Source organism: Streptomyces cinerochromogenes (assembly GCF_014648635.1).
Taxonomy (GTDB): Bacteria; Actinomycetota; Actinomycetes; order Streptomycetales; family Streptomycetaceae; genus Streptomyces; species Streptomyces cinerochromogenes.
Genome location: NZ_BMRM01000019.1, coordinates 70516 through 86403 on the forward strand (window position 1 = coordinate 70516; position 15888 = coordinate 86403).

General features: G+C 68.7%; 14 protein-coding genes and 2 pseudogenes. 7 read left to right on the forward strand and 9 right to left on the reverse strand.

From position 1 onward, the window contains the following. Window positions 1–111: 111 nt before the first annotated feature. From IEZ20_RS30955 to IEZ20_RS30960, 3 genes and pseudogenes are all read right to left on the reverse strand, one after another. Window positions 112–329, reverse strand: a pseudogene (locus IEZ20_RS30955) (transposase); the annotation flags it as partial. Between the two features lie 233 nt (window positions 330–562). Beyond that, on the reverse strand, window positions 563–691 hold the full coding sequence (locus tag IEZ20_RS40495) for a hypothetical protein (protein WP_268253087.1): 129 nt from the start codon (window positions 689–691) through the stop codon (window positions 563–565). Continuing rightward, window positions 688–1827, reverse strand: coding sequence for a PucR family transcriptional regulator (locus IEZ20_RS30960; protein ID WP_189304783.1), 1140 nt, complete (start codon window positions 1825–1827; stop codon window positions 688–690). The genes IEZ20_RS40495 and IEZ20_RS30960 overlap by 4 nt, the downstream gene beginning before the upstream one ends. 87 nt (window positions 1828–1914) lie before the next feature. On the opposite strand from IEZ20_RS30960, the gene IEZ20_RS30965 reads away from it, so the two are divergent. Both IEZ20_RS30965 and IEZ20_RS30970 read left to right on the forward strand, forming a co-directional pair. Then, complete coding sequence (locus tag IEZ20_RS30965; protein ID WP_189304785.1) at window positions 1915–2979, forward strand: ferredoxin reductase; 1065 nt, start codon at window positions 1915–1917, stop codon at window positions 2977–2979. Window positions 2980–2986: 7 nt separating this feature from the next. Beyond that, complete coding sequence (locus IEZ20_RS30970; RefSeq protein ID WP_189304787.1) at window positions 2987–4105, forward strand: fatty acid desaturase family protein; 1119 nt, start codon at window positions 2987–2989, stop codon at window positions 4103–4105. 233 nt (window positions 4106–4338) lie between these two features. Here IEZ20_RS30970 and IEZ20_RS30975 read toward each other — a convergent pair whose 3' ends face one another. From IEZ20_RS30975 to IEZ20_RS31000, 6 genes and pseudogenes are all read right to left on the reverse strand, one after another. Continuing rightward, the gene (locus IEZ20_RS30975; protein ID WP_189304789.1) at window positions 4339–4665 is read right to left on the reverse strand and encodes an SCO5918 family protein; all 327 of its coding nucleotides are present in this window, start codon (window positions 4663–4665) and stop codon (window positions 4339–4341) included. A 50-nt stretch (window positions 4666–4715) separates the two neighbouring features. Beyond that, window positions 4716–5117 carry a CBS domain-containing protein gene (locus IEZ20_RS30980; RefSeq protein WP_189304791.1) on the reverse strand — a complete coding sequence of 134 codons (402 nt, stop codon included), beginning with the start codon at window positions 5115–5117 and terminating at the stop codon, window positions 4716–4718. Between the two features lie 45 nt (window positions 5118–5162). Beyond that, entirely contained in the window at window positions 5163–6659 is a 1497-nt protein-coding gene (locus IEZ20_RS30985) for a DEAD/DEAH box helicase (protein ID WP_189304792.1), read from the reverse strand. Window positions 6660–7014: 355 nt separating this feature from the next. Next, window positions 7015–7218: a cold-shock protein gene (locus IEZ20_RS30990; RefSeq protein WP_043505040.1), complete on the reverse strand. Its 204-nt coding sequence runs from the start codon at window positions 7216–7218 to the stop codon at window positions 7015–7017. Between the two features lie 761 nt (window positions 7219–7979). Beyond that, on the reverse strand, window positions 7980–8222 hold the full coding sequence (locus IEZ20_RS30995; RefSeq protein WP_053663526.1) for a DUF5302 domain-containing protein: 243 nt from the start codon (window positions 8220–8222) through the stop codon (window positions 7980–7982). A 211-nt stretch (window positions 8223–8433) separates the two neighbouring features. Continuing rightward, window positions 8434–8709 (reverse strand): annotated as a pseudogene (locus tag IEZ20_RS31000) (DEAD/DEAH box helicase); the annotation flags it as partial. A 1111-nt stretch (window positions 8710–9820) separates the two neighbouring features. On the opposite strand from IEZ20_RS31000, the gene IEZ20_RS31005 reads away from it, so the two are divergent. The 5 genes from IEZ20_RS31005 (at window position 9821) to IEZ20_RS31025 (ending at window position 15857) form a co-directional block, all read left to right on the forward strand. Beyond that, window positions 9821–10843, forward strand: a complete 1023-nt coding sequence (locus tag IEZ20_RS31005; protein WP_189304795.1) for a LacI family DNA-binding transcriptional regulator — start codon at window positions 9821–9823, stop codon at window positions 10841–10843. 135 nt (window positions 10844–10978) lie between these two features. Beyond that, window positions 10979–12226: a sugar ABC transporter substrate-binding protein gene (locus IEZ20_RS31010; protein WP_189304797.1), complete on the forward strand. Its 1248-nt coding sequence runs from the start codon at window positions 10979–10981 to the stop codon at window positions 12224–12226. A gap of 10 nt (window positions 12227–12236) precedes the next feature. Next, complete coding sequence (locus tag IEZ20_RS31015) at window positions 12237–13217, forward strand: carbohydrate ABC transporter permease (protein ID WP_189304799.1); 981 nt, start codon at window positions 12237–12239, stop codon at window positions 13215–13217. Beyond that, entirely contained in the window at window positions 13217–14041 is an 825-nt protein-coding gene (locus IEZ20_RS31020) for a carbohydrate ABC transporter permease (RefSeq protein WP_189304801.1), read from the forward strand. Before IEZ20_RS31015 ends, IEZ20_RS31020 begins: the two co-directional genes overlap by 1 nt. An 82-nt stretch (window positions 14042–14123) precedes the next feature. After that, entirely contained in the window at window positions 14124–15857 is a 1734-nt protein-coding gene (locus tag IEZ20_RS31025; protein WP_189304803.1) for an amylo-alpha-1,6-glucosidase, read from the forward strand. Window positions 15858–15888: the final 31 nt, after the last annotated feature.

Here is a 15888-nt window from a genome sequence, read left to right on the forward strand (position 1 = left end):
AAGCCCCGCCGGAGCGCTCCGGCGGGGCTTCGTCTCATGGCTCCGAGCAGAAGCCCCGTCGGGGGATGGTTCCCGGAAGGGCTTCACTGCTTCGCCCTCTCACAGACGCCCCTATAACGCGGGATCGGTAGATGCCGTCCTGACCAGGTTGAAGACCTCTCGGGCGGCATATCGCTTGAGGCATCGGATGATCTCACGTCGGGCCGGTCGCCGCCGTGGTTGAGCCGGCGCGTGCTCCGCCGGCCAGAGGAGTACTCGACGGGGCTGACTCCGCAAAGGGCAGCAGAGGACGCCTCGGTGTTCAGCCGCTCGGGGTTGTCCCCCATGGTGTAGTGAGGCTGGTCAGCCACTGGGGCCGGGCGGGCGGTGCGCCCGAACCCGGTCAGCCACAGTCCGGTGTCAGAGGCGTCGGTCGTAGCCGACCGGCAGGTGATTGGTGCCGCGGCCGAGGACGGCCGGGATCCACCCGATGTCCCCGGTCGCTTCAGCGGGTGTGGCTGGTCGTGCGAGACGCGGGCCTGACGGATCGGCAGGTCGGCGACTCGTGGTGGAACGCTCCCTGTCAGCCGACCTGCTGCACCTTGATCGCGTCGCTCACCCGAACCATCCCGGCTGCGCGGACGTCCAGGTAGACACCGAGCACGATGCCGGGATCCGCCGGGAGTTCGTGGACGGTCGAAGGACGCGTCAACTGACCCGAAGACCGACCGCCAGCGTCAGTTCAAGGACCCGGTGTGGCGATGCGAGATCCGGAAACAGCTCCCGCAGCTGCGACATCCGGTACCGGACGGTCTGGGGATGGACGAACAACGCCGCCGCCACCTCGTCCCGCCTGCCCTGGTGCAGCAGCCACGCCCGCAACGTCTCCTCCAGCCGCCGTGCGGTCGCGACAGGCAAGGTCCGCAACGGTGCGAGGGCTCGGACACGCAGGTCTGCGAACGCGTCCACGTCGGCGCTCAGCACCAGCTCGGGCAGGTGCTCCTCGGTGTCGCGGATATCGGAGGAGAGGGAGCGCGCGCGTACGGCTCGTGCGTACGAGGCGGACGCACGAGTCCATGGCCGGGCCGGGCCGACCACGGCGGTGCGGTCGGTCAGCTGCCGCAAAAGATGTGATCGGTCGGCATCGGGGACGAGCAGCACACCGGTGGCGTCCGGCAGATCCTCGAGGACGAGGGTGCTCGGGTCGAGCGCGCGGTAGGCAGGCCGGGCCTGGGCGGCGGGCAGCAGGACCGCCGTCAGCGTAACCGGAGGCTGCCATCCGGCCCGTTGAGCAGAGGCCAGCAGCACGTCCGGGCTCGCGCCGGCGAGGAGGTCGCGGGCCAGGTGTTCCAGGTGGCGTTCGTGGGCCCTGCCCCGGGCGGCCAGTTCGTCGGCGTGGCCCGCGGCGCTCGCGGCGGAGAGCTCGTCGATGTAGGCGAAGGTCAGCTCGGCGAACTTGGCGACCTCGGCGGCGGGCAGACCTGCGGACACGGCGCCCGCTGCCAGGCATCGCCAGGCCACGCGGGCGCCGACGCGGTAGGCGCTGAGCAGGGCGTCCATCGAACGGCCGTCGCGCACCTCGCCGCGGCCCAGCTCGTAGGCCGCGTCACCGCCGTCGCCGCCCGTGGCGTTTCCGCTCGCGAGGTCCAGGTAGTGCCCCAGCGCGGTGCGGACGGCTCGGCGGATGGTGCCGCCCATGCTGCCCGAAAGGGCGTTGGCGTAGGAAGGGACCTCGTCGATGATCGCCTGGACGACCTCGTCGGCGGTGGTCTTCAGCGCGGCCCGAAGTGCGGTGACCGTCGTCTCGTCCAGGGCCAGTTCGCTGGCCCTCCGGATTGCATGGCTCACGTCCTTGTTCCCTGCGAACAATTCAACCGACCAGATTCACGTCCTGCGGTCAGGACTTTACGCCCTGAGACGCAGCAAGCTGGAGTCATGACGAGTGCAACCCTCCGCAGCAGGGCGTGGAAACTGCTGGAGATGGTCACGACGCCGCTGCTGCCGTCGGACTACCTCGACCTGGTCAGTCCACTGCGCGCGGGCGCTGACCTGCGGGGGCGCATCGAGGCCGTGCACCCCGAGACGGATGACGCCGCGACCATCGTGATCAGACCGGGTCGGGGCTGGCGCGGCCACACGGCCGGTCAGTACGTGCGGATCGGGGTCGACGTCGACGGGGTGCGCCTGTGGCGTGCCTACTCCATCACCTCGCCGACGAACCGCCAGGACGGCCGCGTCACGATCACCGTGAAGGCGATCCCGGACGGCAAGGTCAGCAACCACCTGGTCCGCAGGGCGAAACCGGGCACCCTGATCCAGCTCGACCAGGCGGCGGGTGACTTCGTGCTGCCGCAGGCCAAGCCCGCCAAGGTGCTCTACCTGACGGCCGGCAGCGGCATCACACCCGTGATGGGCATGCTGCGCGACATCGAGTTCGACGACGTCGTCATGGTCCACTGCGCGCCACGGCCGCAGGACGTGATCTTCCGCAACGAACTGCACGATCTGGTCGCGGACAAGAAGCTGCGACTCATCGAGGTGCACACCGCCACAGACGGCATACTCGACATCGCCCGTCTCGACGAACTCGTGCCCGACTGGGCCGAGCGCGAGACCTGGGCTTGCGGGCCCACGGGCCTGCTCGACGCCGCCGAAGAGCACTGGAGCGGGCACGGCGTCCAAGAGCGCCTGCACACCGAACGCTTCCGCCCCGGCATCGTCGTCGCCGGCGACGGATGCGACGGTGGCGAGGTCACGTTCAGCGCCACCGGCAAGACCGTCGACGCGGACGGCGCCACGCCGTTGCTGGACATCGGCGAGGAGGCCGGCGTACTCATGCCGTCCGGGTGCCGCATGGGCATCTGCTTCGGCTGCGTCACGCCGCTCAAGGCGGGCGCCGTCCGAGACCTGCGTACCGGCGAGATCACCGAGGCCGAGCCGGGCGTCCTCATCCAGACCTGTGTGTCCGCCGCGGCGGGCCCTTGCGACATCGACCGGTAGGAGCACCTTGACCGCCATCGACCCCACCGCCCATCTGACGGCCGAGCAGATCGAGGAGCTCGGCCGCGAGCTGGACGCGATCCGTGACGAGGTGATCGCCGGACGCGGCGAGAAGGACGCCGCCTACATCCGTAGGGTCATCTCGGCGCAGCGCAAGCTCGAGCTGGTCAGCAGGGGCGTGCTGCTGTTCTCGATGTTCCCGCCGGCGTGGCTGCTCGGCACCGCCGGTCTGTCCGTGGCGAAGATCATGGACAATATGGAGATCGGCCACAACATCCTGCACGGCCAGTGGGACTGGATGCGGGACCCGAAGATCCACTCCACGACCTGGGAGTGGGATCACGTCTCGCCGGCCGACCAGTGGAAGCACTCGCACAACGAGCTGCACCACACCTACACCAACGTGATCGGCAAGGACAACGACCTCGGCTACGGCATCATGCGCGTCGACGAGGACCAGAAGTGGCACCCGTTCCACCTCGGCCAGCCGCTGTGGAACTTCATCAACGCCTGCTTCTTCGAGTACGGCATCGCGGCGTACGACCTGGAGCTCGGCAAGAACCTGAACAAGCGCCGCCGCAAGAACCCCGAGTTCCGCGCGCGGGCCAAGGCCGTGGGCCGCAAGATCCGCAAGCAGGTGCTCAAGGACTACGTGATCCACCCGCTGCTGTCGGGTCCGTCGTTCCTCCCCACGCTCGCCGCCACGTTCACCGCGAACCTGGTCCGCAACATCTGGTCCCACTCGGTGATCATGTGCGGGCACTTCCCCGAGGGCGTGCAGGTCTTCGAGCGCCGGTCGATCAAGGGCGAGACGCGCGGCCAGTGGTACCTGCGCCAGATGATGGGCTCGGCGAACATCAGCGGCAGCAGGGCCATGCACTTCATGACCGGCAACCTGTCGCACCAGATCGAGCACCACCTGTTCCCGGACCTGCCGAGCAACCGGTACGCCGAGGTCGCGGTGAAGGTGCGCGCGCTGTTCGAGAAGTACGAGCTGGAGTACGTCACCGGACCGCTGCCCAGGCAGGTGTTCTCCGCGTGGCGCAAGGTCTTCCGGCTCTCGCTGCCGAACAAGAAGCCCGAGGTCAAGACGCCGGACCGTGAGCAGGAGCTCGTCGCCGCCTGATTGTTACAAGCGCCTGGCTCACGAACCCGAGGTCAGGCGCCCTTGTCCGCAGGCTCCAGAATCGCCACACGCTCCAAGGACCTGGACGCTGCCGCCACCGAACTCAACAGCCGCCCACGCAAAACGCTCGACTGGGAGACCCCAGCCGAGCGTCTGTCCAAACCGCTCGCGGCTTGATCAACTCACCGCCTGGAATTCGCCCACGCCGATGGGGCCTCACGGTTCGGTTCGGCTCACGCCTGTCCGTACGTGAGGCGGACAGGGGCAGCGCCGAGCGTTGCGGAAGCCGGCCCGGACGGGTCGGCCAGGGGCGCGGTTGCGGCGGTAGGGCGGGTGCGGCAGGTGAAGCCGAGTCGGGTCATGGCCCTGAGGACTTCGCCGGTGCTGAAATCACGGCGGTCCTGGCGGGTGATGACCTGGCCGACCTGCTTGGCGGGGTAGTGGCGTCGTCCGATGATGACGAACTCACCGGTGACCAGCTCAGGTGTGACGCCCTTCATCGATTCCACCACGCCGCTCTTGGTCAGGTCGAACGGGAAGCGGGCGATGACACAGCGCATGGTGACTCCAGGGAGAAGAGAAGACGGGGCCGGGGAGGGACGACGGCGGTTCAGCGAGAGGGGGCGAGGACGCCCAGAGCGTTGCCGTGTCCGTCGACCACGGGCGGGGCCCCGAGCCGGCGGCAGCGCAGCGCACGCTCGGCTTCGGCCCTCGTGGCCAGCGGTGGGGCGAAGGGCCCGATGACGTCGGCGATGTCACGCAGGCGGATCCGGTCCGTGTATCCGGAGCCGTCACGAACGGCCGTGAGCCCGGCCCGGGTGACCAGGCCGGTGCACATACCGTCCTCGTCGCAGACGACCAGGTGACCTGTACGGGCAGCGGCCATCACGGACAGTGCCACCTCCACGGTCATGGCCTCCCAGACCTGCGGTCCGGCCGCGTCCGCGGGATCGGCCTCCGTCTGCACGGCGTTGGTACGTGTTGAGCGGAACTGCGTCTGGTCCAGCGTCAAAGGGTGCCTCCTGCGAAGTTGGGCGGGCTTCCTGACACGAAGGTTCTATGCAGCCGCACCCGCGGTGGACTGCCGTACGGGCGCGCGGCGGGCCGCCGGGACGGGGCGGCGCCGACCGCGTGAGGTGGCGCCGCGCTTCTTGGGGCGTTCGACCACCGGTGCGGTGATGACGACCGGGATGCCGGAGGGGGCCTGGGCGCCGGTGATGCGGTGCAGGGCCTCTTCGCCGACGCGGACCTGGGTGGTCTGCGGGACGATGCCGGCCGCTGCCATGAGGCGGGTCATGCCGCGGCGCTGGTTGGGGGTGACCAGGGTGACGACGCTGCCGGACTCTCCTGCGCGGGCGGTACGGCCGCCGCGGTGGAGGTAGTCCTTGTGGTCGGTCGGCGGGTCGACGTTGACGACGAGGTCGAGGTTGTCGACGTGGATGCCGCGCGCCGCGACATTGGTCGCCACCAGCACGTTGACGTGCCCGCTCTTGAACTGTGCCAGCGTGCGGGTGCGCTGCGGCTGCGACTTCCCGCCGTGCAGGGCGGCGGCCCGCACCCCGCTGTTCAGGAGGTGCTCGGTGAGGCCGTCGACGGCGTGCTTGGTGTCGAGGAACATGATCACGCGGCCGTCGCGTGCGGCGATCTGGGTGGTGGCCGTGTGCTTGTCGGCGCCGTGAATATGGAGCACGTGGTGCTCCATCGTCGTGACCGCACCGGCCGAGGGGTCGACGGAGTGCACGACGGGGTCGCTGAGGTAGCGGCGCACGAGCAGGTCGACGTTGCGGTCGAGAGTGGCGGAGAACAGCATGCGCTGGCCTTCAGGGCGGACCTGGTCGAGGAGGGCGGTGACCTGCGGCATGAAGCCCATGTCGGCCATCTGATCGGCCTCGTCGAGGACGGTGATGGAAACCTGGTTCAGTTGGCAGTCGCCACGGTCGATGAGGTCTTTGAGGCGTCCCGGCGTGGCGACGACGATCTCGGCGCCGGCGCGCAGCGCGCTCGCCTGCCGACCGATCGGCATTCCGCCCACCACCGTGGCCAGCCGCAGCCTCACGGAGCGGGCGTACGGGGCGAGCGCGTCGGTGACCTGCTGCGCCAGCTCACGGGTGGGTACGAGGATCAGCCCCAGCGGCTGCCTGGCGTCGGCGCGCTGCCCGGCCGTACGGGCCAGCAGCGCCAGCCCGAAGGCGAGGGTCTTGCCGGAGCCGGTGCGGCCACGGCCCAGTACGTCCCGGCCGGCGAGGGAGTTCGGCAGGGTCGCAGCCTGGATCGGGAAGGGTACGGTCACGCCTTGCGAGCTGAGCGCGCCCAGCAGCGCTCCGGGCATGTCGAGATCGGCGAAGCCCTCCACGGCGGGAAGCGCGGGAGTGATCGTCTTGGGCAGCGCGAACTCCCCCTGGACCGCGGCGGGCCGGCGGCCATAACCACCGGAACGGCTCGGCCCGCCGGAGCGGCTCCTGGCCGACGAACCGAATCGGCTGCCGCCCCTGCCGGAGTCCGTACTGCCGTTACGGGTGCGGGTGAAGCGGTCGTTCGTGCGTGTGCGGTTCATGCGGAACCTTCCTCGATGCGGCACATATCAAGGAATTCCCGCAGCGATCAGCAGCACAGAGAATTGCAAGAATGGACCGGTGGAATGCGAAAGCGAATCTGACCGACGGAAAATCCGTGCGGGCACAGGCGCTGGAATGAGTGGCGCGAAGCGGACGCAATGTTCGGGCGTCCGCCGCTATGAAGCTATGAAGCTATGAAGGGTGCGTACACCCCTGAAGGATGCTCCGTATGCGCTGAGCCTACGGGTTTCCTGGTTGTCGTCCGCAGGTGAAACCACTGCGGGAAAATGCGAGTAGCTGGGACCCGCACCCCGAAGGACGCGGGCCCCAGCTACAAGTACGCGACAGTCAGCGTTAGGCGAGAACGATGTTCTCGGCCGTCGGGCCCTTCTGGCCCTGCGCGATGTCGAAGGTCACCTTCTGGCCCTCGATCAGCTCACGGAAGCCCTGGGCGGCAATGTTCGAGTAGTGGGCGAACACATCAGCGCCGCCACCGTCCTGCTCGATGAAGCCGAAGCCCTTTTCCGCGTTGAACCACTTGACAGTACCAGAAGCCATGTCATTTCTCCTTTGGGGCAGTGCATCGGGATCCGCACTGTGCGGACCCTGTGTCGCCGCGATGATCACCCCGCCCGGAAAAAGACGGATAACAAAAGTGCTTCCAGCGGCACAGGCGCCGACCGGAGGGCACTTGAAGTTTTGGGAACCACAACTGCAACTGAGATCGACAGTAGCACGCCGAAGCGGCCTGTGTACGGTGAAGTATCCCACCCCACTTAATGCAGTAGAGAATCTGTCTGCCTGTCCCGTTGAAACCTCAGCTCGCGGGCACAGATTTTGACCCAGCCGGAGCGCAACGTTTCGGGAAGTTTTGGGGCGCGCCCAGCGTAAGCGGCAACGCCGTGATAACGGGGAAATGGCGGCTGACGGATCAGTACCTGACCCTCGACGGTGCAGCTGGTCTTCAGCCATGCCTTCGTGGGAGAGACGGTGCTGCGGCACGCCGTACGAGCCTCAGGCCCGGACGGCGAGGAACTGACGACAGCCGCAGTCGTTTTTCACAGCGATACGGGGGCACGCAAGGCGCGCAACACCGGCCGCGTACTCGGACAAGGCAGTGCCCTCATCCCGGAATTCCAGTTCGGCGGCGCCACCGACCCGAACCAACCGCATCTGGGCCATTCCCCCAGGCGAGTCCGCCGGCTACGCCCCGCCCGCGACGCGCGCACGCGCATGCGCACGTCGCGGGCCACTGCACGGGACGCGCGAGTGGACAGCGCGAGTGCCGGTGAAGCGGTTAGATCGCGGGACTCATCGACTCAGCCGCCGCTCTTGCGCCGGAACGACCGCTGGCTCGCAGCCGGGCCGTGCGCCGAACGCACCTTCGACGCATCGGACTTGGCGGCAACATCAGCGGCATCCGCCTGCGCACCGCGCTTGCGCGCCAGGGCTTCGCGGAACTTGCGCTTGAGGTCGTAGTTGCCGTCGCTGTCCGGCTCCAGAGGGGACGTCTCCGGGGCGGCCGGCTCCGAACCTTCCGTAGATACGGGCTCTGCGGTCATGGTGACCTCCTGGGTTCGGGGGTGGGCAAGCACAGCTTGTCATGCCGGGCGCAGTGCGAGGCGCCCGCAACATCATTCTGCTCCGTTTCGGCGGGTACCCCTCTCGCAGCCAAAGGCGTTGACTTCGTAGGTGAGGCGCACATGACGGCTTCGGGCCGGGCCGAGGTTGCCGATCCCGTGGCCGGGAGATTCGCCGCCGGGGCAACGGCTCTCAGCCGTTGCGACGCACGAGGGCGGCCTTGCGGGCCTCGGCGAGCTTGCGGGCCTCGCCGGCCTTTCGGGACGTGCCGCCGGCGCCGCGGGAGGTGCCCTTGCTCGTGCCGAGGCCACGGAAGGGAGCGTTGCTGTTCTTGGGTCGGGGGACGGCGGGCCCGCCGTCGAGCGGAGCCCCGGAGGGAGTCCTGGCGCCGGTGATCCGGCTCAGCTCCGCCTCGCCCGAGCGCACCTTGGTGACGGTCGGCTCGATACCGGCCCCGGCCATCATGCGGGGGCCGCACCGCCCGCGCACCGTCCCCCGCTTGCGGGCGCACACGAGCAGCTGCCGATAGCCGGCCGCCGTGGCCGGAAACGACTCGTTACCCAGGACCTTCCCCAGCGGGGAGGTCACGGCGGCGACATGCATCTCGCCGTGCGTGTCCACGCCCAGTACGACCTCTCTCCGCACGGGCGGGTCCGTGTTCGAGGAGGTGCTGCGCTGTCTGGTCGTCATGGTGGTTCGCCTCCCGCGTGGTGACGTGCTGGGTGGATGGCACCGGCCCGCATGGGCGGTCTGAACCGTGATGGCGCCTGAACTCGGCAAGGCCCCTATTGGGACACGCCCTGGAGCCCGGTGACAGCAGAAAACATCCCGCAACGACGGTCGACAGGTCTGTGACTGGACACTTCGGTCATAGATCTCACGAGTCAGACCTCCACCTGGGACGGCACTGCACAACCGTCCCCTCGATCCCGGTACAGCGGCATGACTCGTTCACTGCCGGACAACTTCGGCCGAACCGATACTCAACCTGACTGAGCGGGCCGACAAACGTTGACTCCTGACCGATATTGACAGGGAGACGTTACGCAAGGAGGTAGTGCTCACCGGCTACGGCACGTCACGGACGACCCGGCCCGCTCCGGGACCGGCGCGGCCGGCAGGCCCGCACCGAGGGCCGGCGCCACGGCGGCCGGGGCCCGGTGCCGGGTGGAACTGTCAGCGGATGGCATGGATCGCGCCCTCAATCCTTGAGTAGCGGGGTCCGACAGGCCCGCCTCGGCCAGTTGCTCGTCTGCATGCCGTTACCAGTGAGTGAGGGCCGAGCTTTCAATGCGGCTGCCGGAAGGATCGCTTGGTCGAACCGGTTCGCAGGAAATTATCATCGGCGAAATCTCGCAGCAATACCCCTGACGGGATCGGGCGGGACGGAGTACCCAGATCTCCGGGCTGTTACAACAAGTGGCGTTTCGCGTATTGACAGCCGCCTGGCTTGTTCCTAACTTCACTTCACGCGAACCGGTTCGACAGCCGGTGGACGTTCTTTCCTCACCCCAGGATCCGCGCGATCGAACGCGATGTCCCGCACGGGGCATCGAACCGGTTCGACCAAGGAGTCGCCGTGAACATCGGTGAGATCGCCCGGCGGGCCGGTGTCTCGCGGAGCACCGTGTCCTACGCCCTGAGCGGCAAACGACCGGTGTCGGACGACACGCGCCGGAAGATCCAGCAGGTCATCGACGAACTGGGCTACCGCCCGAACGCCAGCGCCCGTGCCCTCGCCAACGGCCGGACCAACGCGATCGGCCTTGTCTTCCCGCCGGCCGGCAACCACTACACCGGCATGCAGCTGGACTTCATCGGCAGTGTGGTGGAGGCCGCCGCGGCCTACGACTACGACGTACTGCTCTCACCGAGCGGCGTGGACAGCGACCACTCGTTCCAGCGGCTGCTGGGAGAGCGGCGGGTCGACGGCGCGATCCTGATGGAGATCAGGCTGGAGGACGACCGGGTCGCCCACCTCGCCGACCTCGGCTTCCCCTCCGTCGCCATCGGCCGTACCGCCCACCCGGAGGGCGGCTGGTGGGTGGGCCTGGACCACACCGGGCTCGCGGCGGCCTGCGTGCACCACCTGGCGGACCTCGGCCACACGAGGGTCGCCTTCGTCAACCGCCCCGAGCAGCTGCTGCGGGCCGGATACGAGTCCGCGCACCGCGGCCTGGACGGCTTCACCAAAGCCGCGGCCGAGCGCAGCCTGACGGTACGGACGTACTGCTGCGGGGACGATGCCGCGTCGGGTCAGGAATGCCTGGAGCGGGTCCTGCACGACGACCCGGCCACGACGGCCCTCGTCACGCTGAACGAGGCCGCGCTGGGCGGCCTCTACCGAGGGCTCGCCCAGGCGGGCCGCCATGTGCCGCGCGACTTCTCCGTCACCGGGGTCGTCGCCAGCCGGTGGGCGGAGACGGTGACCCCGCAGCTCACCGCCGCCGACGTACCGGCGGCGGAGATGGGCCGACGCGCCGTCGACCTGCTGGTGGAGCGGCTGGACCACCCCGAAGCATCGCCCCGGCACCACCTCCTCGCGCCCCCGATTTCGCTGCGGGCCAGCACCGGGCCCGCCGGGACCGGTACCACGCCCTGATCACCACCAAGCCCTGACCGAGCCCTGACCGCACCCGCACAGCTCTCCAGACTTCACTTCACCGAACGCCCGAACTGCTCTTCACCACCCCATGCCCTCGGCACCGGCATGCCCAGAGACAAAGGAACCCTCGCGATGAACAGCTCCTCCAGACAGCGCCGGCTGACCGCCGCAGCCATCACCGCGCTCGCCGTGGCCGTCACGGCCACCGCCTGCTCCTCCAGCTCGGGCAGCACCGACACCAAGGGTGCCGGCAGCGGCACGTACACCATCTGGGACCCGTACCCGCAGTTCGACAAGACCTCGGACTGGGTGAAGCTGCTGGACCAGTGCGGCACCAAGGCCGGAGTGAAGATCAAGCGGACCGCCTTCGACACCAGCGACCTGGGCAACAAAACGCTTCTGGCGGCCCAGCAGGGCAACTCCCCGGACCTCCTCATCGTCGACAACCCGGTGGTGTCGACCCTCGCTGAGGCGGGCGTGCTCACCACGACCGACGACAACAAGCTGGACACCTCGAAGGTGGACCCCAACCTGCTCGCGGCCGGCCAGTCGGGCGGCAAGACCTACGGCACGCCCATCGGCGCCAACACCCTCGCCCTCTACTACAACAAGAAGGTGCTGAAGGAGGCCGGGGTGGACATCTCCTCGGTCAAGGACTGGAAGTCGCTGACGGCGGCGCTGGAGAAGGTCAAGAAGGCGGGCAAGAAGGGCATCACGTTCTCGGCGATCGGCACCGAGGAGGGCAGCTTCCAGTTCCTGCCGTGGTTCTGGGGCGCGGGCGCGAAGCTCACCCAGCTCGATTCATCCCAGGCCGTGTCCGCCCTCTCCCTGTGGAAGGACTGGCAGAAGAACGGCTACGCCCCGAACTCGGTGCAGAACAACACCCAGACCACCAGCTGGCAGGAGTTCGCCAGCGGTGACTACGCGTTCAGCGAGAACGGCACCTGGCAGCTCGCCAACGCCAAGAAGGCCGGCTTCGACTACGGCGTCCTGCCCATCCCCGGCACCGACGGCGGCAACGCCGCGGCCCCGACCGGTGGCGAGTTCGTCACCATCCCGGTCCAGCAGGACACGGGCCGCTACGCCACCTCCCAGAAGCTGGTCACCTGCCTGACCAGCACCGACAACCTCTACAACACCGACACCACCCTGTCCTACGTGGCCCCCACCAGCGAGGTCCAGGACAAGCAGGTGGCCGCGAACGCCGATCTGAAGCCGTGGGTCGACGCGGTCAAGGCGGCCGAGGGCCGCACCAGTGACGACCTGGGAACCAAGTACCCCAAGATCTCCGAGCAGATGTGGAAGGCCGTCCAGTCCGCTCTCAGCGGGTCCAAGTCGCCGAAGGACGCGCTCACTTCGGCGCAGGCCGCCGCCAAGTGACGTGAGTGCGATGAAGCAGACGACACATCCGCCGGACCACCGGTCCGCGGGCGTCCGGCACGGGGCGGCCACCGTCGCCCCACCCCCGGGCCCCGGCCCGAAACGCCGCCGGCCCACCTCCACACAGTGGGCCGCCTGGGCCTTCCTCGCCCCGGTGACCCTTTATCTCACCCTCTTCTATGCCTATCCGCTCTACCGCAACCTCGACCTGAGCCTGCGCAACTACACTGTCCGCTCCTTCGTCCAGGGCGACGCGCCCTTCACGGGCCTGGCGAACTACCGCAAGGTCTTCGACGACCCGACCTTCGCCCCCGCCTTGCTCCACACCGCGGTCTTCACCGCCGTATGCCTGGTCTTCCAGTACGCCATCGGGCTCGCCCTCGCGGTCTTCTTCCACCAGAACTTCCGGCTGTCGGCCACTCTGCGCGCCCTGTTCCTCGTACCGTGGCTGCTGCCGCTGATCGTCTCGGCCTCCACCTGGTCGTGGATGCTCAACAGCGAATCGGGCATCGTCAACGCCGCCCTGCACGCCATCGGCATCGGGCCGGTGAACTGGCTGACCTCACCCTCCTGGGCGCTGACCTCGGTGATCACCGCGAACATCTGGATCGGCGTCCCGTTCAACCTGGTCGTGCTCTACAGCGGCCTGCAGTCCATCCCCACGAGCCTGTACGAGGCCGCCGCCATCGACGGCGCGAACGCCTGGCAGCGCTTCTGGCGCGTCACCTTCCCCCTGCTGCGCCCGGTCTCCGCAATCACCCTGCTGCTCGGGCTGATCTACACGCTCAAGGTCTTCGACATCATCTGGATCATGACCAAGGGCGGCCCGGCGGACTCGTCCACCACCTTCGCCACCTGGTCCTACCAGCTCGGCTTCGGCAACCTCCTGCCCGCCTTCGGCCCGGGCGCGGCCGTCGGGAACCTGCTCGTGGTCGCCGCCCTGGTCTTCGGTCTGGTCTACGTCCGGGTACAGAGAAAGCAGTCGCTGTGATGAGCCGAAGCCGCAGGCGTACGTGGGGAAAGACCACGATCGGCGTTGTGCTGACCGGGATCATGCTCTTCCCGGTCTACTGGATGCTCAACGTCTCCCTCACCCGCGACCAGGACATGCGCAAGAGCCCGCCGGACCTGCTGCCGATCCACGGCACCCTGGCCGGCTACCGCACCGTCCTCGACGAGCAGCTGCCCTACCTCGGCACCAGCCTCGTCATCGGCCTGGGCACCGTCGTCCTGACCGTCGCCCTGTCCGCACCCGCCGGCTACGCACTGGCCACACTGCGCCCATGCGGCGGCGGCATCCTCAACTTCGTCCTGCTGGCCGCCCAGATGATCCCCGGCATCATCATGGCGATGGGCTTCTACGCCGTCTACCTCCAACTCGGCCTGCTCCAGTCCGTACCCGGCCTGATCGTCGCCGACTCCACCCTCGCCGTCCCCTTCGGCGTCCTCATCTTCACCGCGTTCATGTCCGGCATCCCCGGCGAACTGCTCCAGGCCGCGACGACCGACGGCGCCGGGCCGCTGCGTACCTTCTGGTCCATCGTCCTGCCGATCAGCCGCAACGCCGTCGTCACGGTGTCCCTGTTCGCGTTCCTGTGGTCCTGGTCCGACTTCGTCTTCGCCGGCACCCTCGTCAACGGCGGTGCCCACGAGCCGATCACCCTCGGCATCTACCACTACATCGGCAACAACAACCAGCAGTGGAACGCCATCATGGCCACCGCCGTCGTCGCCTCCCTGCCGGCCGCGGTCATCCTCGTCCTCGCCCAGCGCTATGTCGCCGCAGGCGTGACCGCCGGCGCCGTCAAGGACTGAGCCGCCCACCCTTGCCACGCCGGCCGACCCTCTCGCGCGTCGACCGGCCGCCGTCTACCGCTCCAGAAACGAGTCACGCCACATGACCGCCGCCCGACCCGGCCCGGCATTCTCCGTCCACGACATCCCGTTCAGCACATACGGATCCTGGTTCGACATATCCCCCGTGATCGCGGAGAAGACGTACGCCGAGGACCTCCACCTCGTCTCGCACCAGAACGGCATGCACGGCGTCCTGCGTCTGGTCCCCCTCAACGCGACGGGCGACCGTGCCGAGACCCGTGTCGAGGCGACACCGGACCTGCTCAGCTGGATCGGCGACAGCGGACGCATCGACCTCGCCTACGAGTCGCCGGACACCGTACGACTGCGGGGAAACGGGCTGGGCATCGGCGTCTTCGCCGCCGCGCACACGCTGACCCCGTTCAGCGGGACGTACTTCTTCCACGACCCGGCGGCGGACGCGCACGTGTTCACCTCGTACGAGACGGGACGCCGGTACCGCGTCACCGTGCTGAACGGAACACTCGCCGAAGCTGCCGGAGCCCAGGCACTGGGCAGCGCCGACCGCGGTGTCGCCGCGAGGACGGAGGCGGACGGAACCTGGGAGATCGCGGTCGAGGAACTCGACACCGCGCGACCGCCGTACGCGTCCTCGGCCGCCTTCGACGACATCGTGGAGTCCGCACGGGGCGCGTTCGCGGACTTCGTCGACGCGGTCGCCCCATGGCGCTCGGCCGCCACCCCGGCCGCCGAACTCGCCGCCTACGTCGTCTGGTCGGCGACCGTGCGGCCGACCGGCCTGGTCACCCGGCCTGGGGTCCTCATGTCCAAGCACTGGATGGACAAGGTCTGGAGCTGGGACCACTGCTTCAACGCCCTTGCTCTGGCGCCAGGTTCACCGGAGCTGGCCCTGGACCAGTTCCACCTGCCCTTCGACCACCAGGACGCCGCCGGTGCTCTGCCCGACTCCGTCACCCACTCCGAGGTCCTGCACAACTTCGTCAAGCCGCCCATCCACGGCTGGGCCTTCGGCCACCTGCGCCGTCGGCTGCCGACGCCTCCCAGCCGGGCGGAACTGGCCGAGACGTATGATCGGTTGGAGCGCTGGACGGACTTCTGGCTGACGGCGAGGCGTGCCCCCGGGGCCGAACTGCCCTACTACCAGCACGGCAACGACAGCGGCTGGGACAACGCCACCACCTTCGACCCCGAACGGGTGGTCGTCACCGCTGACCTGGCCGCCTTCCTCGTTCTCCAGCTGCGTGAACTCGTCGGCCTGGCAACGGAGTTGGGCCTCTCCGACGAGGCGAGCCGGTGGACGCGTACGGCCGAGGAGATGCAGACGGCCCTGCTCGACCAGCTCTGGACCGGCGACCGGTTCGTCGCCCGAGGAGTCGGCACCGGGGACACCTGGAGCAGCACCAGCCTCCTCGACCTGATGCCCGTCGTGCTGGGCGAGCACCTGCCCGACGAGGTGGTCAGTGCGCTGGCCGACCGCATCAAGGCCCACCTGACGTCGCACGGCCTGGCCACCGAGCTGACCACGTCGCCGCACTACCTCGCCGACGGCTACTGGCGCGGCCCGATCTGGGCCCCCGCCACCGTTCTCGTCGAGGACGGCCTGCGCCGCGCCGGGCACCACCGGCTGGCCGACGACATCAGCGCCCGCTTCCGCGCCCTGTGCGAGACCCACGGCTTCGCCGAGAACTTCGACGCCCTCACCGGAACAGGCCTGCGCGACCGCGCCTACACCTGGACCGCCAGCAGCTACCTCCTCCTCGCGGAAGCGCACGCGCACCGAGACGGCCGCTGACCGGCTGTCTCCCCATGGCCCCGGGACCGTT